The organism is Tatumella sp. JGM130, from assembly GCF_018257525.1.
In the GTDB taxonomy this organism is placed as follows: domain Bacteria; phylum Pseudomonadota; class Gammaproteobacteria; order Enterobacterales; family Enterobacteriaceae; genus Tatumella; species Tatumella punctata.
In genome coordinates this window covers 30,826-57,062 of the sequence record NZ_JAERJS010000003.1, presented here as the reverse complement: position 1 = coordinate 57,062, position 26,237 = coordinate 30,826, and the positions used below count along the sequence as shown (strand labels likewise).

Below are 26,237 nucleotides of genomic sequence, written 5' to 3'. Positions count from 1 at the left end.
CGATGAAATTATATAATCTGAAAGACCATAACGAGCAGGTCAGTTTTACTCAGGCGGTGACGCAGGGACTGGGTTCGCAGCAGGGACTTTTCTTCCCTAATGAATTGCCGGCTTTTGAACTGACAGAAATTGATCACCTGCTGGAGATGGATTTTGTCAGCCGCAGCAGCAAAATACTGTCGGCCTTTATCGGTGATGAGATCTCTGAGCAGGAAATGACAGCGCGTGTAAAAACGGCATTTACCTTTCCGGCCCCGGTACAACCCGTCTCTGAAGATGTTGCCTGTCTGGAATTATTCCACGGACCAACCCTGGCATTTAAAGACTTTGGCGGCCGTTTTATGGCTCAGATGCTGGCTCTGAGCAGCGACGACGATGAAAAGATTACTATTCTGACTGCGACATCCGGTGACACAGGCGCCGCCGTTGCCCACGCGTTTTATGGCATGGAAAATATCCGTGTGGTGATCCTTTATCCGCAGGGAAAAATCAGTTCGTTACAGGAAAAACTGTTCTGCACGCTGGGCGGAAATATCCAGACCATTGCGGTGGACGGCGATTTCGATGCCTGTCAGGCACTGGTGAAGCAGGCATTTGATGATCAGGCACTGAAACAGGCGATTGGTCTGAATTCCGCTAACTCGATCAATATCAGCCGGTTACTGGCCCAGGTATGTTATTACTTTGAAGCGGTGGCACAGCTGCCTCAGGAAAAACGTAATCAGTTAGTCATTTCTGTCCCCAGTGGTAATTTCGGTGACCTGACGGCAGGATTACTGGCGAAAAGCCTGGGACTGCCGGTTAAACGTTTTATCGCTGCAACTAATGCCAACGACACGGTGCCGCGGTTTTTGCACAGCGGCGAATGGACTCCCCATAAGACGGTTGCTACCCTGTCTAATGCGATGGATGTCAGCCAGCCGAATAACTGGCCACGGGTTGAAGAGTTATTCCGCCGTAAGACCTGGCAGCTGAATGAACTTGGTTGCGGTGCACTGAGCGACGAACAAACCCGTGCAGCGATGCGTGAACTGGCGGCGGAAGGATATATTTCCGAACCTCATGCCGCAATTGCCTGGCGTGTGCTGCGTGATCAGTTACGTGACGGTGAGTATGGTCTGTTCCTTGGTACTGCACATCCGGCGAAATTTAAAGACAGCGTCGATGACATCCTGCAGACAGATCTGCCGTTACCTGCTGAACTGGCAGAACGTGCAGACCTGCCATTACTGTCGGAGACTCTGCCGGCAGATTTTGCTGAACTGAAACAGTACCTGCTGACAAAAACGGTCTGACAAACCGCTAATCTTTGCCGCCCTGCAGGGGACAACCTTTGCAGGGCCATAACTGATGACCGCTGTTTCAGGCCTGTTGCTGGTGGCGTTTAAACACCAGTTCCTGATCAGTACTGCTTTGTTCATCAAAAAAATAGTCGTCACTGTTGAAACCAGTGAGTTGTTGCGGGGTCGTCAGGCGATGCCGGATAATATAACGGCACATCATACCGCGGGCTTTTTTAGCATAAAAACTGATCACCTTGAATTTGCCATTTTTCTCATCAAGGAACACCGGTTTAATGATTTTTCCCGCCAGTAGTTTGGGTTTTACCCCTTTAAAATATTCATCAGACGCCAGATTGATCAGAACATCATCGCCCTGTCTGGCCAGCGCTTCATTCAGTACTGTTGTTAACTGATCTCCCCAGAAGCTGTAAAGATCTTTACCTTGTGGATTGGAAAGCTTTATGCCCATTTCCAGACGATAAGGCTGCATGAGATCCAGCGGGCGGAGAACACCATAAAGTCCGGACAGCATCCGCAGGTGTTGCTGGGCGAAGTCAAAATCATCGTCAGTCAGCGTTTCTGCGGCCAGGCCGGTATAAACATCCCCTTTAAACGCCAGAATGGCCTGTCTGGCATTCTCCGGGGTGAAATCCGGCTGCCAGTCATTAAACCGTTCTGCGTTAAGGTGTGCCAGTTTATCACTGATGCTCATCAGGGTCGCAATCTGTGCCGGTGTCAGCCGGCGGGCAATATCAATTAATTCCTGAGACTGATTTAACAGTGCAGGCAGGCTGTACTTCCGGGTCGCCAGCGGGCTTTCATAATCCAGGGTTTTGGCCGGAGATATCACCATTAACATTATTTAATTCCTCATTACAGGCCCGCAGGCGATCACTGATAGGGCGCAGTGTAGCAAAAAAGTGATACGGAATGATCAATCGTTGCTATACCCGGCAACGATGGTTAATGGTGTATTACCACGGATTACGCGGGCCCGCGACGTGACCAGCAATGCGATTTCGCGATTGTTTACCCGGCGCGGCCTTGCACCTCGTCAAGTGCGTGATATTATCCGGAGAGGCTTTTTTCCCCTGACAGTTCAACAGAAGAGAAGCAAACATGACGGACAAACTTAGCTCACTGCGCAAGTTAACAACAGTCGTTGCCGATACCGGTGATATTGAAGCAATGAAACTGTATCAGCCACAGGATGCAACCACTAACCCTTCACTGATCCTCAACGCGGCACAAATCCCTGAATACCGTAAGCTGATTGATGAAGCCATCGAATGGGCGCGTAAGCAGAGTAATGATAAGCAGCAGCAAATTGCTTTCGCCTCTGACAAACTGGCGGTAAATATCGGGCTGGAAATTCTGAAATTAGTCCCGGGCCGTATCTCTACCGAAGTTGATGCCAGACTTTCCTACGATACAGAAGCCAGTATCGCCAAAGCCCACAGCCTGATCAAACTGTATAACGATGCAGGTATCAGCAATGATCGTATTCTGATCAAGCTGGCCTCTACCTGGCAGGGGATCCGTGCGGCTGAGCGTCTGGAAAAAGAAGGTATCAACTGTAACCTGACACTGCTTTTCTCTTTTGCCCAGGCCCGTGCCTGTGCAGAAGCCGGTGTTTACCTGATTTCTCCGTTTGTTGGCCGTATTCTGGACTGGTACAAAGCGAATACCGATAAAAAAGAATATGCACCCCATGAAGATCCGGGTGTGGTTTCTGTGGCCGAAATTTATAACTATTACAAGCAGCATGGTTATGAAACCGTTGTCATGGGCGCGAGCTTCCGTAATACCGGCGAAATTCTGGAGCTGGCGGGCTGCGATCGCCTGACCATCTCTCCGGGCCTGCTGAAAGAGCTGAAAGAAACGGAAGGCAGTGTCGAGCGTAAGCTGAACTTTACCGGTGAAGTAAAAGCCCGTCCGGAAAAAATGTCAGAAGCCGAATTCCTGTGGGAACATAACCAGGATCCGATGGCGATTGATAAACTGGCTCAGGGTATCCGTAACTTTGCCATTGACCAGGGTAAACTGGAAAAAATGATTGCAGATTTACTGTAATCATCCCCGCCCGCGGTAGCCTGGCTGCTGCGGGACGTCAATTCACTGTTTGTGGTTCCCCGTCCCGGCTGTATCTACAGCACTCATCTGAAGTGAAATATCATGACTACTTTACGTATCGGACTGGTCTCAGTATCTGACCGGGCCTCGCAGGGGGTTTATCAGGATAAAGGTATCCCTGCACTGACCGAATGGTTATCACTGGCCCTGACCAGTCCTTTTACCCTCGAAAGCCGGGTTATCCCCGACGAACAATTGTTAATTGAGCAGACACTGACTGAACTGGTCGATGAACATCATTGCCATCTGGTGCTTACCACCGGCGGTACTGGGCCGGCATTACGTGATGTTACTCCGGATGCCACACTGGCGGTAGCTGACCGTGTAATGCCTGGTTTCGGCGAGCAGATGCGACAAATCAGCCTTAATTTTGTGCCTACGGCTATTCTGTCCCGGCAGACCGCAGTGATCCGTAAGCAATCGCTGATCCTGAATTTGCCGGGACAGCCGAAATCGATTAAAGAGACACTGGAAGGATTGAAAGCGCCATCAGGGCAGGTAAACGTCGCGGGTATCTTTGCAAGTGTACCTTATTGTTTACAGTTGCTCGACGGGCCCTATGTGGAGACTGATCCGCAAGTGGTAGCAGCTTTTCGTCCAAAAAGTGCAAGGCGTGAGATAAACGACTAAAGATAATATTTTTTAAGGATAAACTTCAGAGGTTCTGGTGTATCGGCTTATTGCCGATATAGTAATGAAATATTTACAGCTAACGCTGTTAACTGACCTCTGGGATAAAGACTTAATTTATGGATAACCATGCCGCGGAGCGCCTGAGTGCGCAGGACTATAAAACCCTGATACTGGCAGCGCTCGGCGGGGCGCTGGAATTCTACGATTTTATTATCTTTGTCTTTTTTGCGGCCGTGATTGGCGAACTGTTTTTCCCTGCCGATATTCCCGAATGGCTGCGGCAACTTCAGACTTTCGGGATTTTTGCTGCGGGGTATCTTGCACGGCCATTAGGCGGGCTGGTGATGGCTCATTTTGGCGATATTCTCGGGCGTAAGAAAATGTTTAGTCTGAGTATTCTGCTGATGGCTATCCCCACTCTGGCGATGGGACTATTGCCCTCTTATCAGAGTCTGGGACTGGCCGCTCCGCTATTATTATTGCTGATGCGATTATTACAGGGGGCGGCAATCGGTGGTGAAGTGCCGGGTGCCTGGGTATTTGTCGCTGAACATGTGCCGGATAACCGTACCGGAATTGCCTGTGGTACGCTGACAGCCGGACTGACGGTCGGCATCCTGCTGGGTTCTCTGGTGGCCGGTGCTATTAACCGGCATATGACCCCTGATGAAGTCGCTGCGGTTGGCTGGCGGGTGGCGTTTCTGCTGGGCGGTGTCTTTGGTTTTATTGCGTTATATCTGCGCCGCTGGCTGCAGGAAACGCCGGTATTCCGGAAAATGCAGCAGCAAAAAACATTGTCTGAAGCACTGCCCCTGAAAAATGTGGTGAATTTTCATCGTAAAAGCCTGCTGATTTCGGTGCTCCTGACCTGGCTGCTTTCTGCCGCTATCGTGGTGATTATCCTGATGGCACCGGCGCTGATGCAAAAAATGTATCAGATCCCGGCAGCGCTCAGCCTGCAGGCCAACAGTATTGCGACAGTTATGCTGCTGGCAGGCTGTATGCTGGCCGGGTGGCTGGTTGACCGCTTTGGCGCCGGACGTTGTCTGTCGGTGGGATGCCTGTTGCTGGCGGCCAGCAGCTGGCTGTTTTTTCATATCTTAGCCAGCCATCCGCAATACCTGATTGCTGCTTATGCCCTGACCGGTCTCTGTGTCGGGACCGTGGGGATTGTGCCTTTTATTATGGTCAGGGCATTTCCTCCGGCAGTTCGCTTTAGTGGTATTTCCCTGTCCTATAACCTTTCTTACGCTATTTTCGGCGGTCTGACACCCGTCTTTGTGACCCTGGCGTTACGTCTGACGCTACTGGCACCTTGCTGGTATATCACCGCGCTGTGTGTCACCGGGGCAATGATCGGCGGATATCTGCATTTACAGGCCCGCCTCCCGGGCCAGGCGGCCGGCTGAGACTGTCAGGGATTTCTGTGTTTTTTTTACTTTTTTTTACGCCGGCCCTTGATGGCCGGTAAACTGACCCCATCTTGTTTGCATAGCGAGTTGTGAATCAAAAAAATTTGTAATCCGGCACTTGAAATAATCACAAGCGACCGCATTTATGGTTCATATCCGAACGACAACAGAATTTACGTGGGAGATGTGTAGAGATGGGTAAAATTATTGGTATTGACCTGGGTACAACCAATTCATGCGTAGCAATTATGGACGGTGGTAAAGCACGCGTTCTGGAAAACGCTGAGGGTGATCGTACCACTCCTTCCATCATCGCTTACACTCAGGATGGTGAGACTCTGGTAGGCCAGCCTGCTAAACGCCAGGCCGTGACTAACCCGCAAAACACTTTATTTGCTATTAAGCGTCTGATTGGTCGTCGTTTTCAGGACGAAGAAGTACAGCGTGACCTGAAAATCATGCCATACAAAATCATCGGTTCTGATAACGGTGATGCATGGCTGGACGTGAAAGGCCAGAAAATGGCACCTCCGCAGATTTCTGCAGAAGTGCTGAAGAAAATGAAGAAGACTGCCGAAGATTACCTGGGTGAGCCGGTAACCGAAGCTGTGATCACCGTTCCTGCTTACTTTAACGATGCACAGCGTCAGGCGACTAAAGATGCTGGCCGTATCGCAGGTCTGGAAGTAAAACGTATCATCAACGAACCAACTGCCGCAGCACTGGCTTACGGTATGGATAAAGGCCAGGGTAACCGTACTATCGCGGTATACGACCTGGGTGGTGGTACTTTCGATATCTCAATTATCGAAATCGATGAAGTTGATGGTGAAAAAACCTTCGAAGTTCTGGCAACCAATGGTGATACTCACCTCGGTGGTGAAGACTTCGATAGCCGCCTGATTAACTATCTGGTTGACGAATTCAAGAAAGAGCAGGGTATTGACCTGCGTAACGACCCGCTGGCAATGCAGCGTCTGAAAGAAGCGGCAGAGAAAGCGAAAATTGAACTGTCTTCTGCCCAGCAGACTGACGTTAACCTGCCGTACGTGACTGCAGATGCGACTGGTCCTAAGCACCTGAACATCAAAGTAACCCGTGCGAAACTGGAAGCACTGGTTGAAGATCTGGTTGCACGCTCTATCGAGCCACTGAAAGTTGCTCTGAAAGATGCCGGTCTGTCAGTGTCTGATATCAATGATGTTATCCTGGTGGGTGGTCAGACCCGTATGCCACTGGTTCAGAGCAAAGTTAAAGATTTCTTTGGTAAAGAACCACGTAAAGACGTTAACCCGGACGAAGCTGTAGCTGTCGGTGCGGCAGTTCAGGGGGGTGTACTGGCGGGTGATGTGAAAGACGTATTGCTGCTGGATGTGACTCCGCTGTCACTGGGTATCGAAACGATGGGTGGTGTAATGACCAGCCTGATCAGCAAAAATACTACTATCCCGACCAAACACAGCCAGGTGTTCTCTACAGCAGAAGACAACCAGTCTGCGGTAACTATCCATGTACTGCAGGGTGAGCGTAAACGTTCTTCTGATAACAAGTCACTGGGTCAGTTTAACCTGGACGGTATTCAGGCTGCGCCACGGGGTATGCCACAGATCGAAGTCACTTTCGACATCGATGCGGATGGTATCCTGCATGTGTCTGCAAAAGACAAAAACAGTGGTAAAGAGCAGAAGATCACCATTAAAGCTTCTTCCGGTCTGAACGAAGAAGAAGTCGAAAAAATGGTCCGTGATGCTGAGCAAAATGCAGAATCTGACCGTAAATTCGAAGAGCTGGTTCAGGCACGTAACCAGGGTGACCAGGTTGTTCACAGCACCCGTAAGCAGTTAGAAGAAGCCGGTGATAAGTTATCTGCTGAAGATAAAGCGCCAATCGAATCTGCACTGACAGCACTGGAAACTGCGCTGAAATCAGAAGATAAAGCAGATATTGACGCTAAAATTCAGGCCCTGGTTGAAGTCTCCGGGAAACTGATGGAACTGGCACAGCAGAGTGCTCAGGCAAACGGTGCAGCCGGTGCAGGTGCTGATGCTTCAGCTCAGAAAGATGACGATGTTGTCGATGCTGAATTCGAAGAAGTTAAAGACAAAAAGTAATTGCCCATGACCGGGCTAAGCGGCAGCTAAGCTGTCGTTGCTAACCAGCACGGGCGTAGGAGAATATCCACGCCCGTGCGATCATGTTAAAGGCAATAAAAAATGGCGAAGAGTGATTACTACGAGGTTTTAGGCGTATCCAAAACAGCGGATGAGCGTGAAATCAAAAAGGCCTATAAACGGCTGGCAATGAAATATCACCCTGACCGTAACCCAGGCGATACCAAGGCTGAAGAGCAGTTTAAAGAAGTCAAAGAAGCCTATGAAATTCTGACCGATGATCAAAAGCGTGCCGCTTACGATCAGTACGGTCATGCAGCTTTTGAACAAGGCGGTATGGGCGGTGGCGGATTCGGCGGCGGCTTTGGCGGCGGTGCGGATTTCGGTGATATCTTCGGTGATGTTTTCGGTGATATTTTCGGTGGCGGTCGTCGCCAGCGTGCAGCCCGTGGTTCCGACCTGCGTTACAACATGGAGCTGACGCTGGAAGAAGCGGTCCGTGGTGTAAGCAAAGAAATTCGTATTCCTACCCTGCAGGAATGTGATACCTGCCATGGCAGCGGCGCTAAAGCCGGCTCAAAACCACAAACCTGTTCGACCTGCCATGGTGCAGGCCAGGTACAGATGCGACAGGGCTTCTTTACGGTTCAGCAACCCTGTCCGACCTGTCAGGGACGTGGTTCCGTGATTAAAGATCCATGTAACGCCTGTCACGGTCACGGGCGTGTCGAAACCACTAAAACACTGTCAGTGAAAATTCCTGCCGGTGTGGATACCGGTGACCGAATTCGCCTGAGTGGTGAAGGTGAAGCGGGTGAGCAGGGTGCTCCGGCCGGTGATCTTTATGTACAGGTCTCGGTGAAAAAACACCCTATCTTCGAGCGTGAAGAGAATAACCTGTATTGTGAAGTTCCGATTAACTTCACTCTGGCGGCCCTGGGGGGGGAGATTGAAGTACCTACCCTTGACGGACGGGTAAAACTGAAAGTCCCTGCCGGTACGCAAACTGATAAATTGTTCCGTGTGCGTGGCAAGGGCGTGAAATCAGTCCGTGGTGGCGCTATTGGTGACCTGTTGTGTCGCGTGGTGGTAGAAACCCCGGTGAATCTGAATGATAAACAAAAAGCGTTACTCAGTGAACTGGGCGACACACTGGGCGGGCCATCAGGCGAGGATAACAGTCCCCGTTCAAAAACGTTCTTTGATGGTGTGAAGAAGTTTTTTGACGATCTGACCCGTTAGTGCCCTGCTGAAGAAAAAACCAGTGCCTTGCGGTGCTGGTTTTTTTTTGCTCTTTCGCCGGCAATATTTGTTAAAACCAGCAATTACTGAGATCATCAGTCGGTAACCCTGTGACAAATTAAAAGGATATCCTCTGATGTCATTAGCGATAAAGATCTTCAGGAGTGAAGCAGCCGGAGGCGTAGTATTAATTGTTGCTGCTGGCCTGGCACTGATTCTGGCTAATATGGGCTGGAGTGCTGAGGGCTATCAGCAGTTTTTACAGTTTACGCCGCTGACTGGCGTCAGTATCGACGGGCACTCTCCGAATACCCTGTTCTGGATAAATGATGCCCTGATGGCACTATTTTTCCTGCTGGTCGGGCTGGAAGTTAAACAGGAGCTGGTCAGCGGGGCGCTTGCCACGCGTCAGCAGGCCGTATTTCCGCTGCTGGCAGCGATTGGCGGAATGATTGCCCCTGCGGCTATCTTCCTGTTATTTAACGGTGGCTTAGCTGAAATTCGTCAGGGCTGGGCGATACCTACTGCAACTGATATTGCTTTTGCATTAGGGATTCTGGCGCTGCTCGGTAACCGGGTGCCACCGGTACTTAAAGTCTTTCTGATGGCGCTGGCGGTGATTGATGATCTCGGGGCAATTATTATTATTGCCCTGTTCTACAGCGGACAGGTGTCATGGTTTGCTTTAGGGGGAGCGGCTATTGTGATGGCAGTACTGGCGCTGATGAACAGGGTCGGGCTGCGTTACCGGAGTCTGTACCTGCTGGCCGGTGTGGCACTCTGGTATGCGGTGCTCTCTTCCGGTGTTCATGCAACCATTGCCGGTGTGATACTGGGCCTGATGATGCCGGTTAAAGGGCAGGGGAAGCACTCTGCAGCCCTGAAACTGGCACACAGCCTGCATCCCTGGGTTCGCTGGCTGATCCTGCCGTTATTTGCTTTTGCTAATGCCGGCGTGGTGATGAATAACCTCAGCATGCAGGATGTGATCTCCTCCCTGCCACTGGGTATTATCGCCGGTTTACTGTTGGGCAAACCGCTGGGAATTACGCTGATATGCTGGATAAGCTCACGGCTGGGCATGACCAGGCTACCGGAAAATACCGGAATTAAAGACATTGCTGCTATTGGCATCCTCTGTGGTATCGGCTTTACGATGTCGATATTTATTGCATCACTGGCTTTTGGTCAGGACGGTACGCGGCTGATTAATGAGGCGAAGCTGGGGATCCTGTGTGGTTCGGTACTGTCTGCGGTGGCGGGATATGTACTGTTGCGCCGGCGTTTTACGCATCAAAGATAAGGCCGTCAGCACCGCTGCGGGGAATGTCAGCACTCTGTCATCGGGGGGCTGGCATTTTTTTCAGAGGATCAGCGGACATAAAAAAACCGGCCTGAGCCGGTTCTTTTCAAAGCGACAACGCGCTGACGATTAAGCCAGTTTGTTGATCTGTGCAGTCAGGTTAGCTTTATGACGTGCAGCTTTGTTTTTGTGGATCAGACCTTTAGCAGCCTGACGGTCCACGATTGGTTGCATTTCGTTAAATGCGTTCTGCGCAGCTGTTTTATCGCCAGTAGCGATTGCAGCGTATACTTTTTTGATGAAAGTACGCAGCATTGAGCGACGGCTTGCGTTGTGCTTGCGACGTTTCTCAGATGTTACAGCGCGTTTCTTAGCTGATTTGATATTAGCCAAGGTCCAACTCCCAAATATGTTCTATATGGACAAATCAAAGGCCGAGGACTATGCCTTTTGCGCCTTCTTTTGTCAATGGATTTGTGCAAATAAGCGTCGTTTAAAAAACAACACCCGGTTACGTAATTGATGGCGCAAGATTCTACCAGCTTCCTGATTATGAATACAGCTTTTCACAACAAAATTGCAGGGAATTTACCCGGCCCTGAATAAACACGATGAAAAGCAGTAAAGAAGCGACGAAAGGCTTCACTGACGGGTTAAATTTGTACGCCGTAAAGGGTATAATCCGGCGATTTCCAGCGAGTTGAGTCGGCCATGAAGTTTATCCGCGGTTTACATAATCTCACAAAGCAGCATGGTGGCTGCGTTTTGACTATTGGTAATTTTGACGGTGTGCATCGCGGGCATCAGGCGCTGCTGAAGCAACTTTGTGAGGAAGGACGGCAACGTAATCTGCCGGTGGTGGTCATGCTGTTCGAGCCACAGCCTCAGGAGTTTTTTTGCCGCGGGCAGGTGCCTGCCAGACTGACACGGCTGCGTGAAAAAATAAAATATCTGGAACAGGCCGGGGTCGATACGGTTGTTTGTGTACGTTTCGACGGCGCATTTTCGGCCCTGACAGCGGATGATTTCATCCGCGATATTCTGGCGGAAAAGCTGGATGTCAGGTTCCTGACGGTCGGTGATGATTTCTGTTTCGGCGCTGGCCGGGAAGGGAATTTCCTGTTATTACAGGAGGCGGCGCGCCGCTATCATTTCGATGTGGTGAATACCCGGACATTCTGTCACCAGGGAGAGCGGGTCAGCAGTACTAAAGTGCGTGAAGCTCTGGCGGCCGATGACTTTCTGACGGCTGAACATCTGCTGGGGCGGCCTTATGCGATTAGCGGACGGGTTATCCACGGTGATGCCCTGGGAAGGACTCTGGGCTTTCCTACCGCGAACATACCGCTGCGACGGACCGTATCACCGGTAACAGGAGTTTATGCTGTAGAAGTTCAGGGAATATCTGAACAGTCTTTCTACGGGGTAGCAAATATTGGTACCCGGCCGACGGTAAAAGGGATGCGTCAGCAGCTGGAAGTTAATTTACTGGATGTAAATATCAATTTATATGGCCGCCATATCTCTGTGGTATTGCGGCATAAAATACGTAATGAGCAACGATTTGCATCGCTTGATCAACTGAAAGCGCAAATTGCCAAAGATGTGGTGACGGCCCGCGAATTTTTTGGGCTAAAAACAACGGCATAATGGCCGAAATATGGAACCGAGAATCTGATGAGTGACTATAAAGCTACCCTGAACTTACCTGAAACCGGGTTCCCGATGCGTGGCGATTTAGCCAAACGGGAACCTGCAATGTTGCAGCGATGGACCGACGATAATCTGTACAGTGCGATCCGTGCAGCAAAAAAAGGTAAAAAAACATTTATTCTGCACGATGGCCCTCCTTACGCTAACGGCAGCATTCATATCGGTCACTCAGTTAACAAGATTCTGAAAGATATTATTATTAAATCTAAAGGTCTGTCTGGCTTCGATGCGCCTTATGTGCCTGGCTGGGACTGCCACGGATTACCTATCGAACATAAAGTTGAACAAATGATTGGTAAACCGGGTGAGAAAGTCACTCCGGCGGAGTTTCGTGCTGCCTGTCGCAAATATGCTGCAGAGCAAATCGAAGGACAGAAAAAAGACTTTATCCGGCTGGGCGTGCTCGGCGACTGGGACCGTCCTTACCTGACGATGGATTTCAATACCGAAGCAAATATTATCCGTGCACTGGGACGGATCATCGGTAACGGACATCTGCACAAAGGAGCAAAGCCGGTACACTGGTGTACAGAGTGTCGTTCGGCACTGGCCGAAGCAGAAGTCGAATATTACGACAAGACCTCTCCATCTATCGATGTCATGTTTAATGCGGTGGATAGCGCAGCGGTTGCTGCCGCATTTTCTGTCAGTGTGCCTGAGGCACCGGTGTCACTGGTTATCTGGACCACCACCCCGTGGACGATGCCTTCTAACCGTGCCATCTCCGTCAACCCTGAGTTTGAATATCAACTGGTGCAGGCCGAAGGGCATGTCCTGATTCTGGCTAAAGATTTAACGGAAAGTGTTCTGCAGCGTGCCGGTATTTCCGAATGGACAGTACTGGGTGAATGCCGTGGTGATGCGCTGGAGTTATTGCGTTTCCGTCATCCGTTCCTTGGTTTTGATGTCCCGGTATTACTGGGTGATCACGTCACGCTGGATGCCGGTACCGGAGCGGTACATACGGCGCCGGGTCATGGTCCTGAGGACTATGTTATTGGCCAGAAATACGGTATTGAGGTAGCGAACCCGGTAGGACCGGACGGCTGCTACCTTCCGGGAACCTATCCGGGGCTGGACGGGGTCAACGTATTTAAAGCTAACGACCTGATTGTTGAGTTGCTGCGTGACAAAGGTGCACTGCTGCACGTTGAAAAGCTGCATCACAGCTACCCGCACTGCTGGCGTCATAAAACGCCGATCATCTTCCGCGCGACCCCGCAGTGGTTTATCAGCATGGATCAAAAAGGACTGCGCGCCCAGTCGCTGAAAGAAATCAAAGACGTTCAGTGGATCCCCGACTGGGGCCAGGCACGTATTGAGTCAATGGTGGCTAACCGCCCTGACTGGTGTATTTCACGTCAGCGTACCTGGGGAGTGCCAATGGCTCTGTTTGTCCATAATCAGACGGAAGAGCTGCACCCTGACACACTGCAACTGATGGAACAGGTCGCGCTGCGTGTTGAACAGGATGGGATTCAGGCATGGTGGGATCTGGATAGCAAAGAGTTACTGGGTGCGGATGCAGAACACTACAGTAAAGTTCCTGATACTCTGGATGTATGGTTCGACTCCGGTTCTACCAGTTGCTCAGTAGTGGATGTTCGTCCTGAGTTTGGCGGACACAGTGCCGATATTTATCTGGAAGGTTCTGACCAGCACCGTGGCTGGTTTATGTCATCACTGATGATTTCCACCGCAATTAAAAGCAAAGCACCTTACCGTCAGGTACTGACCCATGGTTTCACCGTTGATGGTCAGGGCCGTAAGATGTCTAAGTCGATTGGTAACACGGTCAGCCCGCAGGATGTGATGAACAAACTGGGTGCTGATATTTTACGTCTGTGGGTCGCGTCAACCGACTACTCTGGTGAAATGGCGGTTTCCGACGAAATTCTGAAACGTTCTGCAGATGCATACCGTCGTATCCGTAACACCGCTCGTTTCCTGCTGGCTAACCTGAACGGTTTTAACCCGCAAACTGACCTGGTTGCTGCTGATGATATGGTGGTACTGGATCGCTGGGCCGTCAGCCGTGCGCTGGCTGCACAACAGGATATCCTGGCGTCATATGAAGGTTATGATTTCCATGAAGTTGTACAGCGTCTGATGCAGTTCTGCTCGGTGGAAATGGGCTCGTTCTATCTGGATATCATTAAAGACCGTCAGTATACGGCTAAACCTGACAGCATCGCACGCCGTAGCTGCCAGACGGCACTCTGGCATATTGCTGAAGCGCTGGTTCGCTGGATGGCACCGATCATGTCCTTCACGGCTGACGAAATCTGGGGACACTTGGCAGGACAACGTGAACAGTATGTATTTACCGGTGAGTGGTACCAGGGACTGTTTGATCTGCCAGAAAATGAAACGCTGAATGATGCTTACTGGGAGCAATTACTGAAAGTACGCGGTGAGGTAAATAAAGTGATTGAACAGGCCCGTGCTGACAAAAAAATCGGCAGCGCGCTGGAAGCATCGGTTGTGCTGTATGCTGATCACTCGCTGGCAGAAAAGCTGAATGCACTGGGTGACGAACTGCGTTTTGTGTTACTGACCTCAGAGGTACAGGTTCAGGATTATCAGTCTGCACCGGCAGAAGCGGTGCACAGTGAACAGCTTAAAGGGCTGAAAATCACCCTGCAAAAAGCGGCTGGCGAAAAATGTCCGCGCTGCTGGCACTACACGCAAGACATTGGCAAGAACCCGCAGCATGCTGAAATCTGTGGCCGTTGTTACAGCAATGTCTCCGGTGCCGGCGAAGAGCGTAAGTTTGCCTGATGAGTAAATCTCTGAGTTCTACCGGCTTACGCTGGATATGGGTAACGGTACTGGTGATGGTTGTCGACTTCGTCAGTAAACAGTGGGTCATGGCTGATATGCAATTGCATGAAAGCCGTGCACTTATGCCTTCCCTGAATCTGTTTTACGCCCGTAACTACGGTGCTGCATTCAGCTTCCTCGCTGACAAAGGGGGATGGCAACGGTGGTTCTTTGCCGGTATTGCGGTGGCCATAGTGATAGCGCTGCTGGTGATGATGTTCCGAAACCGTGCCAGCCAGAAAATGACCAATATCGCCTATGCCATGATCATCGGCGGTGCTGCGGGGAACTTACTGGACCGTATGTGGCACGGCTTTGTTGTCGATTTTATTGACTTCTATGTCGGAGACTGGCATTTCGCAACCTTTAATCTTGCAGACTGCGCCATTTGTATCGGAGCTGCACTGGTGATTCTGGAAGGGTTTCTGCCTTCTGCAGCGAAACAGGCGGATAAAGGGTAAGGCATGAGTAACTCGGTACAGCATGATAGTTCGTTACTGGTCCATTTCACTCTGACCCTGGAAGATGGAACCCTGGCCGAATCAACACGCGCTAATGGTAAACCGGCATTGTTTCGGCTGGGTGATGACAGTCTTTCACCGGCCTTTGGGACAGCCTTACACGGCCTGACGGCCGGGGAAACCCGGCAGTTTACTCTCGCACCTGAAGACGGGTTCGGGGTATCCAGTCCGGATCTTATCCGGTATTTCTCCCGCAGGGATTTTACTGAGGCCGGTGAGCCTGAACAGGGGGCGATTATGTTGTTTAGCGCGCCGGATGGCAGTGAAATGCCCGGCGTGATCCGTGATGTTTCCGGTGATTCTGTCACGGTAGACTTTAATCACCCTCTGGCGGGGCAAATGATTACCTTTAATGTTGAAGTGCTGGAAGTTAATCCACGACAGGAGGCCGAAAATGCAAATTCTGCTCGCTAACCCTCGTGGTTTTTGTGCCGGTGTTGACCGTGCCATCAGTATTGTTGAGCGGGCGCTGGAGATGTATGGTGCCCCGATTTATGTCCGCCATGAGGTGGTACATAACCGCTATGTAGTGGCGGGGTTACGTGACCGCGGGGCAGTGTTTATTGAACAGATCAGCGAAGTCCCGGATGGTGCTATTCTGATTTTCTCTGCCCACGGTGTGTCTCAGGCAGTGAGGGCTGAAGCCAGGGCACGCTCACTGACGATGTTATTTGATGCGACCTGTCCGTTAGTCACCAAAGTCCATATGGAAGTCGCCCGTGCCAGCCGTAAAGGTGTTGAAGCTATATTGATTGGTCATGCCGGCCACCCTGAGGTCGAAGGCACAATGGGCCAGTACAGTAACCCTGCCGGGGGAATGTACCTTGTCGAATCTCCTGAAGATGTTTTCAGACTCAATGTTAAAGATGAATCGAATCTGAGTTTTATGACCCAGACGACATTGTCGGTTGACGATACTTCAGAGATTATTGATGCGCTGCGTCAGCGTTTCCCGGCAATCATCGGTCCGAGGAAAGATGATATTTGCTATGCAACCACCAATCGCCAGGAAGCCGTCCGCCATCTGTCAGAGCGTGCTGATGTTATCCTGGTGGTAGGGTCAAAAAACTCGTCAAACTCTAATCGCCTGGCAGAACTGGCCCGGAGAGCCGGTAAGCATGCTCAGTTGATTGACTCTGCGGAGGATATTCGTGAAAGCTGGCTGCAGGGTGTGAGTTGTGTTGGCGTGACTGCCGGAGCATCGGCCCCTGATATCCTGGTACAGCAGGTGATTACCCGCCTGAGGGAGTTTGGTGGCGAAGCGGCAGTCGAGTTAATCGGCCGCGAAGAAAATATTGTTTTCGAAGTGCCTAAAGAGTTACGGGTAGATGTAAAAGAAGTCCGGTAATTCTCCGAAGCCCGCAGCATGCAATATACTGCGGGCTTTTTATGGTACAGGCTATTGCTTCCCTTGCGGACTTTTCCCGCGGATAACAATTTTTACCCCCCATTGATTTTACTGATAATATCTCAGATCAAACCTGAAATTTTAATGATGCTTTTATTTTACTGGTGACTGTTCTGGTGGCTGGTTAATCTGAGCTGGCAGGATATACACACCCACAGGAATGAATAGTTATGAAAAATATCCGAATAGGTATTGTCGGAGCCTCCGGGAGAATGGGGCGCCAGTTAATTGAGGCTGTATCACTGGCCGGAGATATGACTCTGGGTGCCGTCGTGGTGCGTCGCGGGTCTTCGCTGACGGGGTGTGATGCCGGTGAACTGGCGGGGATCCATAAGACCGGTGTGCAGATTACCGATAACCTGCTGACGGTAAAGGATAACTTTGATGTGCTCATCGACTTCACCCGTCCTGAAGCCAGCCTCGAGTACCTTAAATTTTGTGAAACTCATCAAAAAGCGATAGTGATTGGTACCACCGGCTTTGATGAGGCCGGTAAGCAGGCTATCCGCAGGGCAGGTATCAGTATACCGGTTGTTTTTGCCGCAAACTTTAGTGTCGGTGTTAACCTGGTGCTTAAACTGCTGGAAAAGGCAGCAAAAGTCATGGGTGAATACAGTGATATAGAGATCACGGAAGCGCATCACCGGTATAAAGTGGATGCACCTTCCGGTACGGCATTAGCGATGGGGGAATCCATTGCTGAAGCGATGAACTGGGACTTATCAGAACATGCGGTGTATAGCCGTGAAGGCCATACGGGAGAGCGCAAGCCACACGCTATCGGCTTTGCTACGGTACGTGCCGGCGATATTGTCGGTGAACATACAGCCATGTTTGCTGATATAGGCGAGCGGGTTGAAATCACCCATAAAGCTTCCAGCCGGATGACTTTTGCAAAGGGAGCAGTTAAGGCGGCAGGCTGGGTTTTTGAGCGTGAAAATAGTGTTTATGATATGCGTGATGTGCTTTATTTGAATGATTTATAATGTGTTGTGATGTGAATTCCAGTCGATAACTATTTGATTGTAAAAGAGGTTGTTTGTTTTACTTCCTCTTTATTTTTTTTATAATTGTTTTTGTTTGTTTTTATTGCGTAGCCTTTATTTTCATTTGTTTTCTATTATTTTTATATTGTCTCCAACTGATTTTTCGGACCATTTGGTCTGAAATTACCAGTTTTCCCGCTTTCTGCTATGCTTCTTATCAGGCAATCGTTTTAAACGGCCAGCAATCCCCTGTTTTTAACCCTGTCAGTATATTTTTGCCATCAGTGGGTTAAAAAAACTAATAATATTACCTTTCAGACTGGACATAAGCAGGGCTGGTCATTAGAATGCGCCCAATTTGCCAAAATTAGACCTTTCAGGTGTTTTTTGGATTGATTCAGGTATCAATAATGAATTAATATGCAGGTATAGTGACTATTTATTCCCCGGAGGAAGTTTTGATTAAGTCAGCAATCCTGGTTCTGGAAGACGGAACCGAGTTCCACGGTCGGGCCATTGGGGCCAGCGGATCGGCAGTGGGAGAGGTCGTTTTCAATACGTCAATGACCGGTTATCAAGAAATTCTTACTGATCCTTCCTATTCCCGCCAGATCGTCACTCTTACTTATCCCCATATCGGTAATGTTGGTACTAATCCCGCTGACGAAGAGTCATCCCGGGTACATGCGCAGGGATTAGTTATTCGCGACCTGCCCCTGATTGCCAGCAACTACCGCAGCACCGAAGACCTTTCAGCCTATCTTTCCCGTCATAACATTGTCGCTATTGCTGATATTGATACCCGTAAACTGACCCGTTTACTGCGGGAAAAGGGCGCACAGAATGGCTGCATTATTGCCGGTGATAACCCGGATGTCGCTGCGGCACTACAGCAGGCGAAAAACTTCCCGGGCCTGAAAGGCATGGATTTAGCGAAAGAAGTAACCACCGATAAAGCATATCCGTGGACACAGGGCAGCTGGACACTGAACGATGGACTACCGGCCCCTAAGGCTGACAGTGAACTGCCTTACCATGTAGTCGCCTACGATTTTGGTGCTAAGCGTAATATTCTGCGTATGCTGGCTGACCGCGGGGTGCGTCTGACGGTTGTTCCGGCGCAGACCCCGGCAGATGAAGTGCTGAAAATGAATCCGGATGGTATTTTCTTATCTAATGGTCCCGGTGACCCGGAACCTTGTGACTATGCTATCAGCGCGATTAAACAATTCCTCGAAACCGATATCCCGCTGTTTGGTATTTGCCTCGGACACCAGTTATTAGCCCTGGCCAGTGGTGCCGCGACCGTAAAAATGAAACTGGGTCACCATGGCGGTAACCACCCGGTCAAAGACCTGGATCGTGATGTGGTGATGATTACCGCACAGAACCACGGTTTTGCCGTTGATGAGCAGAATCTTCCGTCATGTTTACGGGTGACCCATAAATCCCTGTTTGACCACACGGTACAAGGTATCCATCGCACGGATAAGCCAGCTTTCAGTTTCCAGGGACACCCTGAAGCGAGCCCCGGACCGCATGATGCGGCACCGCTGTTCGATCACTTCATTGAATTAATTAATACTTTCCGTTCCGGTAACAGGTAATCCAGGAGCTAATAAATGCCAAAACGTACAGATATAAAATCGATCCTGATCCTTGGTGCCGGTCCTATTGTTATCGGACAAGCCTGTGAGTTCGACTATTCCGGAGCCCAGGCCTGTAAAGCCCTGCGTGAAGAAGGTTACCGTGTGGTGCTGGTGAACTCGAATCCGGCAACCATAATGACTGACCCGGAAATGGCGGATGCGACCTATATTGAGCCAATCCACTGGGAAGTGGTACGTAAAATCATAGAAAAAGAACGTCCTGATGCTGTGCTGCCGACCATGGGTGGCCAGACCGCACTGAACTGTGCGCTGGAGCTGGAAAGACAGGGGGTTCTGGAAGAATTTGGCGTTACCATGATTGGTGCAACCGCCGATGCGATTGATAAAGCAGAAGATCGCCGCCGTTTTGATAAAGCGATGAAAAGCATCGGACTGGATACTGCCCGTTCCGGGATTGCCCATACCATGGACGAAGCCTTAAAAGTGGCTGCTGAGGTTGGTTTTCCGTGCATTATTCGTCCTTCCTTTACGATGGGGGGCACCGGTGGCGGTATCGCGTATAACCGCGAAGAGTTTGAAGAAATCTGTGAACGCGGACTGGATCTGTCTCCGACCAATGAGCTGCTGATTGATGAGTCGCTGATTGGCTGGAAAGAGTATGAAATGGAAGTTGTTCGTGACAAAAATGATAACTGTATCATTGTCTGCTCGATTGAAAACTTCGATGCCATGGGGATCCATACGGGTGACTCAATCACCGTTGCGCCGGCTCAGACCCTGACCGATAAAGAGTATCAGATCATGCGTAATGCCTCGATGGCCGTACTGCGTGAGATTGGTGTGGAAACCGGTGGTTCTAACGTCCAGTTCTCGGTAAACCCGGAAAATGGTCGTTTGATTGTTATCGAAATGAACCCAAGGGTGTCACGTTCTTCGGCGCTGGCGTCAAAAGCCACCGGCTTCCCGATTGCTAAAATTGCCGCTAAGCTGGCGGTTGGCTATACCCTCGATGAACTGATGAATGATATTACCGGGGGGCTGACACCGGCGTCATTCGAACCTTCTATCGACTATGTCGTGACCAAAATCCCTCGCTTTAACTTCGAAAAATTTGCCGGCAGTAATGACCGTCTGACCACGCAAATGAAGTCAGTGGGTGAAGTCATGGCGATTGGCCGTACCTTCCAGGAATCCATGCAAAAGGCATTACGTGGCCTGGAAGTCGGTGCCTGTGGATTTGACCCGAAAGTGGATCCGGAAGAGGCTGATGCACTGACCCGCATTCGCCGTGAACTGAAAGATGCCGGCAGTGACCGTATCTGGTATATCGCTGATGCGTTCCGTCTGGGGATGTCAGTTGATGGTGTGTTTAATCTGACCAATATCGACCGCTGGTTCCTGGTGCAGATTGAAGAACTGGTTCGTCTGGAAGAGCAGGTTGCCCGTCAGGGACTGAATGGCCTGAACTACGACTTCCTGCGTCAGCTGAAGCGTAAAGGTTTTGCTGACCTCCGGCTGGCACAACTGGCGGGAGTAGCGGAACATGAAGTCCGTAAACTTCGTCAGCAATATAATCTGTATCCGGTCTATAAGCGGGTGGATACCTGTGCGGCAGAGTTCGCGACGGACACGGCTTACATGTACTCAACTTATGAAGAAGAGTGCGAAGCCAGCCCGAATACTGATCGTGAAAAAATCATGATCCTTGGCGGTGGCCCGAACCGTATTGGTCAGGGTATTGAATTCGACTATTGCTGCGTCCACGCTTCACTGGCATTACGTGAAGATGGTTACGAAACCATTATGGTTAACTGTAACCCTGAAACGGTCTCTACCGATTACGATACCTCTGACCGTCTGTACTTTGAGCCTGTGACCCTGGAAGATGTGCTGGAGATTGTTCGTATTGAACAGCCCAAAGGGGTGATTGTTCAGTACGGCGGCCAGACACCACTTAAACTGGCCCGTGCTCTGGAAGCCGCCGGTGTCCCGGTCATTGGCACCAGCCCTGATGCTATCGACCGTGCCGAAGACCGTGAACGTTTCCAGCATGCCGTTGAGCGTCTGGCATTAAAACAACCGGCAAATGCAACCGTCACAGCCCTGGAACAGGCCGTTGAGAAAGCCGTTTCGATTGGTTATCCGTTAGTGGTTCGCCCTTCTTATGTACTGGGCGGCCGGGCAATGGAAATTGTGTATGACGAAATCGACCTGAAACGCTATTTTATGACCGCCGTGTCTGTGTCAAATGATGCGCCTGTGTTACTGGATCGCTTCCTGGATGATGCTGTCGAAGTCGATGTCGATGCTATCTGCGATGGTGAACAGGTACTGATTGGCGGAATTATGGAACACATTGAGCAGGCCGGTGTTCACTCCGGTGACTCAGCCTGTTCACTGCCGGCGTATACCTTAAGCCAGCAGATTCAGGACGTAATGCGTGAGCAGGTAAAAAATCTGGCATTTGAACTGAATGTTCGCGGTCTGATGAATGTGCAGTTTGCCGTTAAGGATAACGAAGTCTATCTGATTGAAGTTAACCCGCGTGCAGCCCGTACAGTACCTTTTGTTTCTAAAGCCACCGGTGTGCCATTAGCCAAAGTTGCAGCACGTGTTATGGCCGGTAAAACACTGGCGGCGCAGGGTGTCACCAAAGAGATAATTCCTCCTTATTATTCGGTAAAAGAAGTGGTATTACCGTTTAACAAATTCCCGGGAGTTGACCCGATCCTCGGTCCGGAAATGCGTTCTACCGGTGAGGTTATGGGCGTCGGTCGTACCTTTGCAGAAGCTTTCTCTAAGGCTATGCTGGGTTCACAGTCGATGATGAAAAAGTCAGGACGTGCACTGTTATCCGTGCGTGAAGGCGACAAAAAGCGGGTTGTCGACCTGGCAGCCAAATTAATGAAATATGGTTATGAACTGGATGCGACACACGGTACGGCAGTGGTCCTGGGTGAAGCAGGGATTAACCCGCGGCTGGTGAATAAAGTACATGAAGGGCGACCGCATATTCAGGACCGTCTGAAAAATGGTGAATACAGCTATATTGTTAATACCACGGCCGGACGCCAGGCGATAGAAGATTCACGCCTGATCAGACGCAGTGCACTGCAGTATAAAGTGCATTACGACACGACCCTGAATGGTGGTTTTGCCACAGCAATGGCACTGAATGCCGATCCGACCGAACGGGTGATTTCTGTTCAGGAAATGCACGCCGAAATTAATGCCTGACCTGCCTTAAATAAGCGGCCCTGATTGCAGGGTCGCTTATCATTTCAGTAAAAATCATCAAAACGCACGTTATACCATTTAAAAAAATTTAACTTTCTGACAGGATCATCTGTCATTTTCTGCTTTCCTGTTTTTTATATTCAATAAATAGCATTGAGTTATCTGGTATTTATCTTTACCCCGATAATCTCCGTGAGAACAATTCGTTTAAATTATTATTTATATTTATGGATAATCCAGATGAGAAAAAACTGGCTGAGTCAGTCTGTTCGCGGCGGCCTGGTACTTATTTCAATGATACCGGTTGCCGGTCAGGCAGATATTCATGTAATTCCACCGCTACCGGCAGATAATCCTTTGAGCCGGCTCGATTTAACCGTGGGCGGCAGTATCCGGCCACAGTTTAATCACTCGACAGGGGTGGATGATAAGTCATATAAGCGCAATGGTTTTGATGGCGGCAGCCGGTTCCGTTTCGGGGCCCGTTACCGTATTAACCCGGATCTGAGCTGGATTAACTATTACGAACCGGGCGTTAATATTCCGGCAGTATTAAAATGGGACCACCATTATCAGCCCGGCGCGCATAATACCACCCGCCGACAGATGTATACGGGGCTGGAAAGTAAAACATGGGGCCGTCTGACTTTCGGGCAGCAAAACAGCATTTACTACGATGTGGTCGGAGCAAAAACGGATATCTGGGATGACGATATGCTGGCCCAGGGACCGGGGGTTGGGATCAATGGTGACTATGATGGTACCCATCGGGCCCGTAAGCTGTTGAAATATGAAAAATCGGTTGGCCCTGTGGATGTTTATGCAGGTTATCTGTTTACCGACAATAATTATTATCCGGGCAACGGGCTGGCTTATAAGCGCCAGGGCGGCGGATCTTTAGGGGCTGACTATCATATTACCCCGCAGCTGAGCTGGGGGGTTGCCTGGAGTTATACCAAAGCGGCGATGCGCAATCCTGCCACCGGCCAAAGTCGCGACTACAATCAGAACCTGCTGGGCACCGCCTTAAGCTGGAAGCCTGATAACTGGATATTTGCGATGGGCGGAGGCTGGTATCAGAACTTTGCACCGACCAAAAAAGTGACTATCGAGAATTACTTTGCCGGTAGTAGCTGGGGCACTGAATATTTTGCCGGCTATAAATTCCATATCAAACACTATGGGATAAAAACGATCCAGCCTTATGTGATGGGGGATCGTCTGCAATTTGTCAGCGGACGTCATTATCAGCGGATTGATAATGGCCTGGGAATTTCTTTCCAGATGGCTTATGGTTTCCGTATTGATGCAGAGCATATCTTTACTTCAAGTACTGATAATATCGGTGATCTGAACCTGGTGCGGCTGCGTTACGATTTCTGAGTATTATGGCCAGTCCGTAAAACAGATTTACTGTTGTCCTGCGGACAGGCCTTTCCCTCCGTCCCCTCCGAAACGTTACCCGCTATCACTTTTTTATCCTGCGGTCTGTGACAGATTTACTGTTTTTTATCCGGCGATTACCTTATTTAACGATGAAATATGCGTTTTATCTGCCTGATTACTCAAAATTTAACCATGCTACATTCTGCCCGATAACTTATTAAAAACCGTCATTTTTATAATTAGAATATTTTATATTATCGGGATTAATTATGAATAACAGTTGGTATTTTATACTGCCGGGCACGCTGCTGGTACTGGCCTCTGCATTGCCTGTGACCAGTTATGCCGAAATCACGCTGTTAAAAGCGGATCCGCAGAAAGATGATTTACTCAGCCGGTTAAACTTTCAGGTCGGGGGGAGTATCCGTCCGCAATTAAACCATATGACCAGTGGTAAAGGAAAAAACTATAAACGTAATGTGTTTGATGGCGGTACCCGTTTTCGTTTTACCGCAGATTACCGGCTGACAAATGATCTGACCTGGACTAACTACTATGAGCTGGGAGTGAATATTCCGGCATTGCTTGACTGGAGTGGTCACTATGCCGAAAACGATAAAAACACTACCCGCAGAATGATGTACACAGGGATCCGCAGTAAAGAGTGGGGCGAACTGACTTTCGGCCAGCGCAACAGTATCTACTACGATGTTATTGGGTCAAAAACAGATATCTGGGATTACGATATGCTGGGTCAGGCGCCGGGTAATGGTATCAACGGTGACTATGATGGATCTTACCGGCCAAGGAAACAGCTACGCTATCAAAACCGTATCGGTAACGTTGAATTGTATGCAGCGTATCTTTTTGCAGACAGCAGTTACCTGCCCGGTAACGGACTGCGTTATAAACGGCGTGGCGGTGGGTCACTCGGATTTAACTATCAGTTAACCCCGGACCTGAGCTGGGCGATGGCCTGGAACTATACCAAAGCACAAATGCGTAATCCGCAGCCACATCAGAGTAAGAACTATAATCAGAATTTGCTGGGTACAGCGTTCAGCTGGCATCCCGGCCACTGGGTGCTGGCAGCGGGAGGTGGCTGGTATCAGAATTTTGAACCAAGCCAGAATATTGATGTTAAAAGGTATTTTGCCGGTGATGCCTGGGGCGTTGAATATTATGCCGGTTACAATATTCCGGTGCAGCGCTATGCCTTACAGTCGGTTCAGCCTTACTTTATGGGCGACCGGATGCAATTCGTCACCGGCCGCAACTATCAGCGCACAGATAATGGTTTAGGGGTCGCCTTTAACCTCGACTATGGATTCCGTGTCGATTATGAGTATGTATTAACCTCCAGTACCGATCATCTGGGTAATATGAACGTCGTCCGTATCTATTATAATTTCTGATCTGCTGCTGCCGCACAGTACAATGCGGCAGAGTATTTTCTCTTAATCTGCTGTTTAATCATTCTTTTTCGAAAGTGACTCCGCGATTAATGGATAAGCTATCACGACTCCGCACCGCGCAGAGTGAAATAGTCTCAGATGCCTATCGACGAAGTGAATACCTTTCCGTATGATGGCGCCAATTTTTCCAGCGGGTTAACGTAATGATTAGTCTGATTGCTGCCATGGCGGCGGATCGTATTATCGGGATGGACAATACCATGCCATGGAGCCTGCCGGCAGATCTGGCCTGGTTCAAAAAACAGACCCTGAACAAGCCGGTAATTATGGGGCGGCGGACGTTTGAGTCAATCGGCCGCCCATTACCCGGACGACTGAATATTGTGATCAGCCGCTCAGCAGATGAGATACAGGGGGTCACCCTGGCAGCGTCTCCTGATGAAGCGCTACAACTGGCGGGGGATGTGCCAGAGATCATGATCATTGGTGGCGGAAATATTTATGCCCAGATGCTGGAAAAAGCCGACCGGTTGTATCTGACCCATATTGATGCAGAAGTTGAGGGAGATACCCAGTTTCCCGACTATGCCCCGGACGACTGGCAATCTGTGTTCAGTGAATTTCATGATGCTGACAGCAGTAATAGCCACAGTTTCTGTTTCGAAATCCTCGAGCGCCGTCGTTAGTCTGTGCACATCAGGCCGCCCGTGATAATCAGCGTCGCAGGCGGCCGGTTCAGTTCTGTGTTATCCCGTCGTTATTGTTTGCTGTTGTCTCCTCTGTAGCCTTTATATCTTGATCATCTTCACAAAAATTATTGCTGTTGAAAATAATAGTGGAATAAGTTTTAACCAGTGTTATTTTTCATTCCACAGAATATCATGCAATGATTAAGATAATTTCATTAAAAAAACTGAATTGTTTACTTCCCCTGCGGTTAAATTAGTCTTGTCATAAAAATTATGCAAGGTGTTCTTATTTTTCCTGCTGGTATTATTATTTATTATTTATTATTTATTAT

Annotated in this window: 20 protein-coding genes; 18 read left to right on the top strand and 2 right to left on the bottom strand. The window is 49.7% G+C overall.

Features of this window, described 5'->3' with window-relative positions; genetic code table 11:
• The first annotated feature begins 2 nt into the window (after positions 1-2).
• On the top strand, positions 3-1,295 hold the full coding sequence (gene thrC / locus JK211_RS02100; protein ID WP_212707022.1) for a threonine synthase: 1,293 nt from the start codon (positions 3-5) through the stop codon (positions 1,293-1,295).
• Between the two features lie 67 nt (positions 1,296-1,362).
• On the opposite strand, the gene yaaA is transcribed toward thrC, so the two are convergent.
• Positions 1,363-2,142, bottom strand: coding sequence for a peroxide stress protein YaaA (yaaA, locus tag JK211_RS02095; protein WP_212707021.1), 780 nt, complete (start codon positions 2,140-2,142; stop codon positions 1,363-1,365).
• Between the two features lie 260 nt (positions 2,143-2,402).
• On the opposite strand from yaaA, the gene tal reads away from it, so the two are divergent.
• The 6 genes from tal to nhaA all read left to right on the top strand — a co-directional run bounded on the left by tal (position 2,403) and on the right by nhaA (position 10,117).
• Complete coding sequence (gene tal / locus JK211_RS02090) at positions 2,403-3,356, top strand: transaldolase (protein ID WP_212707020.1); 954 nt, start codon at positions 2,403-2,405, stop codon at positions 3,354-3,356.
• Between the two features lie 102 nt (positions 3,357-3,458).
• Complete coding sequence (gene mog, locus JK211_RS02085; RefSeq protein WP_212707019.1) at positions 3,459-4,046, top strand: molybdopterin adenylyltransferase; 588 nt, start codon at positions 3,459-3,461, stop codon at positions 4,044-4,046.
• Between the two features lie 119 nt (positions 4,047-4,165).
• The gene (locus tag JK211_RS02080; protein WP_212707018.1) at positions 4,166-5,458 is read left to right on the top strand and encodes an MFS transporter; all 1,293 of its coding nucleotides are present in this window, start codon (positions 4,166-4,168) and stop codon (positions 5,456-5,458) included.
• 197 nt (positions 5,459-5,655) lie between these two features.
• Complete coding sequence (gene dnaK, locus JK211_RS02075; protein WP_212707017.1) at positions 5,656-7,572, top strand: molecular chaperone DnaK; 1,917 nt, start codon at positions 5,656-5,658, stop codon at positions 7,570-7,572.
• A 102-nt stretch (positions 7,573-7,674) separates the two neighbouring features.
• Positions 7,675-8,814: a molecular chaperone DnaJ gene (dnaJ, locus tag JK211_RS02070; RefSeq protein WP_212707016.1), complete on the top strand. Its 1,140-nt coding sequence runs from the start codon at positions 7,675-7,677 to the stop codon at positions 8,812-8,814.
• A gap of 136 nt (positions 8,815-8,950) precedes the next feature.
• Positions 8,951-10,117 (top strand): Na+/H+ antiporter NhaA, encoded by a 1,167-nt coding sequence (nhaA, locus tag JK211_RS02065; RefSeq protein WP_212707015.1) that lies wholly within the window; start codon positions 8,951-8,953, stop codon positions 10,115-10,117.
• A 129-nt stretch (positions 10,118-10,246) separates the two neighbouring features.
• On the opposite strand, the gene rpsT is transcribed toward nhaA, so the two are convergent.
• Positions 10,247-10,510, bottom strand: a complete 264-nt coding sequence (gene rpsT / locus JK211_RS02060; RefSeq protein ID WP_212707014.1) for a 30S ribosomal protein S20 — start codon at positions 10,508-10,510, stop codon at positions 10,247-10,249.
• 318 nt (positions 10,511-10,828) lie between these two features.
• On the opposite strand from rpsT, the gene ribF reads away from it, so the two are divergent.
• The 11 genes from ribF to folA all read left to right on the top strand — a co-directional run bounded on the left by ribF (position 10,829) and on the right by folA (position 25,902).
• Entirely contained in the window at positions 10,829-11,767 is a 939-nt protein-coding gene (ribF, locus tag JK211_RS02055; protein WP_212707013.1) for a bifunctional riboflavin kinase/FAD synthetase, read from the top strand.
• Positions 11,768-11,794: 27 nt separating this feature from the next.
• Positions 11,795-14,611 (top strand): isoleucine--tRNA ligase, encoded by a 2,817-nt coding sequence (gene ileS, locus JK211_RS02050; RefSeq protein ID WP_212707012.1) that lies wholly within the window; start codon positions 11,795-11,797, stop codon positions 14,609-14,611.
• Complete coding sequence (gene lspA / locus JK211_RS02045; protein ID WP_212707011.1) at positions 14,611-15,114, top strand: signal peptidase II; 504 nt, start codon at positions 14,611-14,613, stop codon at positions 15,112-15,114. The genes ileS and lspA overlap by 1 nt, the downstream gene beginning before the upstream one ends.
• A 3-nt stretch (positions 15,115-15,117) precedes the next feature.
• Positions 15,118-15,588 carry an FKBP-type peptidyl-prolyl cis-trans isomerase gene (gene fkpB / locus JK211_RS02040; protein WP_212707010.1) on the top strand — a complete coding sequence of 157 codons (471 nt, stop codon included), beginning with the start codon at positions 15,118-15,120 and terminating at the stop codon, positions 15,586-15,588.
• Positions 15,569-16,522, top strand: a complete 954-nt coding sequence (gene ispH, locus JK211_RS02035; protein ID WP_212707009.1) for a 4-hydroxy-3-methylbut-2-enyl diphosphate reductase — start codon at positions 15,569-15,571, stop codon at positions 16,520-16,522. Before fkpB ends, ispH begins: the two co-directional genes overlap by 20 nt.
• 230 nt (positions 16,523-16,752) lie before the next feature.
• A complete protein-coding gene (dapB, locus tag JK211_RS02030; RefSeq protein WP_212707008.1) occupies positions 16,753-17,568 on the top strand; it encodes a 4-hydroxy-tetrahydrodipicolinate reductase in 816 nt (271 codons plus the stop codon).
• Positions 17,569-18,026: 458 nt separating this feature from the next.
• On the top strand, positions 18,027-19,175 hold the full coding sequence (gene carA / locus JK211_RS02025; protein ID WP_212707007.1) for a glutamine-hydrolyzing carbamoyl-phosphate synthase small subunit: 1,149 nt from the start codon (positions 18,027-18,029) through the stop codon (positions 19,173-19,175).
• 15 nt (positions 19,176-19,190) lie between these two features.
• Positions 19,191-22,415, top strand: a complete 3,225-nt coding sequence (carB, locus tag JK211_RS02020; protein ID WP_212707006.1) for a carbamoyl-phosphate synthase large subunit — start codon at positions 19,191-19,193, stop codon at positions 22,413-22,415.
• A gap of 294 nt (positions 22,416-22,709) precedes the next feature.
• A complete protein-coding gene (locus tag JK211_RS02015; RefSeq protein WP_249213248.1) occupies positions 22,710-23,798 on the top strand; it encodes a porin in 1,089 nt (362 codons plus the stop codon).
• 272 nt (positions 23,799-24,070) lie between these two features.
• Positions 24,071-25,216: a porin gene (locus tag JK211_RS02010; RefSeq protein WP_212707004.1), complete on the top strand. Its 1,146-nt coding sequence runs from the start codon at positions 24,071-24,073 to the stop codon at positions 25,214-25,216.
• Between the two features lie 203 nt (positions 25,217-25,419).
• Complete coding sequence (gene folA / locus JK211_RS02005) at positions 25,420-25,902, top strand: type 3 dihydrofolate reductase (RefSeq protein ID WP_212707003.1); 483 nt, start codon at positions 25,420-25,422, stop codon at positions 25,900-25,902.
• Positions 25,903-26,237 lie beyond the last annotated feature (335 nt).

What these genes read in the sequence shown, in the direction of transcription:
- tal (WP_212707020.1), top strand. Translation starts at nt 2,403, where the DNA reads ATGACGGACAAACTTAGCTCACTGCGCAAGTTAACAACAGTCGTTGCC.
- carB (WP_212707006.1), top strand. Translation starts at nt 19,191, where the DNA reads ATGCCAAAACGTACAGATATAAAATCGATCCTGATCCTTGGTGCCGGT.
- mog (WP_212707019.1), top strand. Translation starts at nt 3,459, where the DNA reads ATGACTACTTTACGTATCGGACTGGTCTCAGTATCTGACCGGGCCTCG.
- JK211_RS02080 (WP_212707018.1), top strand. Translation starts at nt 4,166, where the DNA reads ATGGATAACCATGCCGCGGAGCGCCTGAGTGCGCAGGACTATAAAACC.
- JK211_RS02015 (WP_249213248.1), top strand. Translation starts at nt 22,710, where the DNA reads ATGATACCGGTTGCCGGTCAGGCAGATATTCATGTAATTCCACCGCTA.
- folA (WP_212707003.1), top strand. Translation starts at nt 25,420, where the DNA reads ATGATTAGTCTGATTGCTGCCATGGCGGCGGATCGTATTATCGGGATG.
- JK211_RS02010 (WP_212707004.1), top strand. Translation starts at nt 24,071, where the DNA reads ATGAATAACAGTTGGTATTTTATACTGCCGGGCACGCTGCTGGTACTG.
- ribF (WP_212707013.1), top strand. Translation starts at nt 10,829, where the DNA reads ATGAAGTTTATCCGCGGTTTACATAATCTCACAAAGCAGCATGGTGGC.
- dnaJ (WP_212707016.1), top strand. Translation starts at nt 7,675, where the DNA reads ATGGCGAAGAGTGATTACTACGAGGTTTTAGGCGTATCCAAAACAGCG.
- lspA (WP_212707011.1), top strand. Translation starts at nt 14,611, where the DNA reads ATGAGTAAATCTCTGAGTTCTACCGGCTTACGCTGGATATGGGTAACG.
- yaaA (WP_212707021.1), bottom strand. Translation starts at nt 2,142, where the DNA reads ATGTTAATGGTGATATCTCCGGCCAAAACCCTGGATTATGAAAGCCCG.
- ispH (WP_212707009.1), top strand. Translation starts at nt 15,569, where the DNA reads ATGCAAATTCTGCTCGCTAACCCTCGTGGTTTTTGTGCCGGTGTTGAC.
- dnaK (WP_212707017.1), top strand. Translation starts at nt 5,656, where the DNA reads ATGGGTAAAATTATTGGTATTGACCTGGGTACAACCAATTCATGCGTA.
- ileS (WP_212707012.1), top strand. Translation starts at nt 11,795, where the DNA reads ATGAGTGACTATAAAGCTACCCTGAACTTACCTGAAACCGGGTTCCCG.
- dapB (WP_212707008.1), top strand. Translation starts at nt 16,753, where the DNA reads ATGAAAAATATCCGAATAGGTATTGTCGGAGCCTCCGGGAGAATGGGG.
- thrC (WP_212707022.1), top strand. Translation starts at nt 3, where the DNA reads ATGAAATTATATAATCTGAAAGACCATAACGAGCAGGTCAGTTTTACT.
- nhaA (WP_212707015.1), top strand. Translation starts at nt 8,951, where the DNA reads ATGTCATTAGCGATAAAGATCTTCAGGAGTGAAGCAGCCGGAGGCGTA.
- fkpB (WP_212707010.1), top strand. Translation starts at nt 15,118, where the DNA reads ATGAGTAACTCGGTACAGCATGATAGTTCGTTACTGGTCCATTTCACT.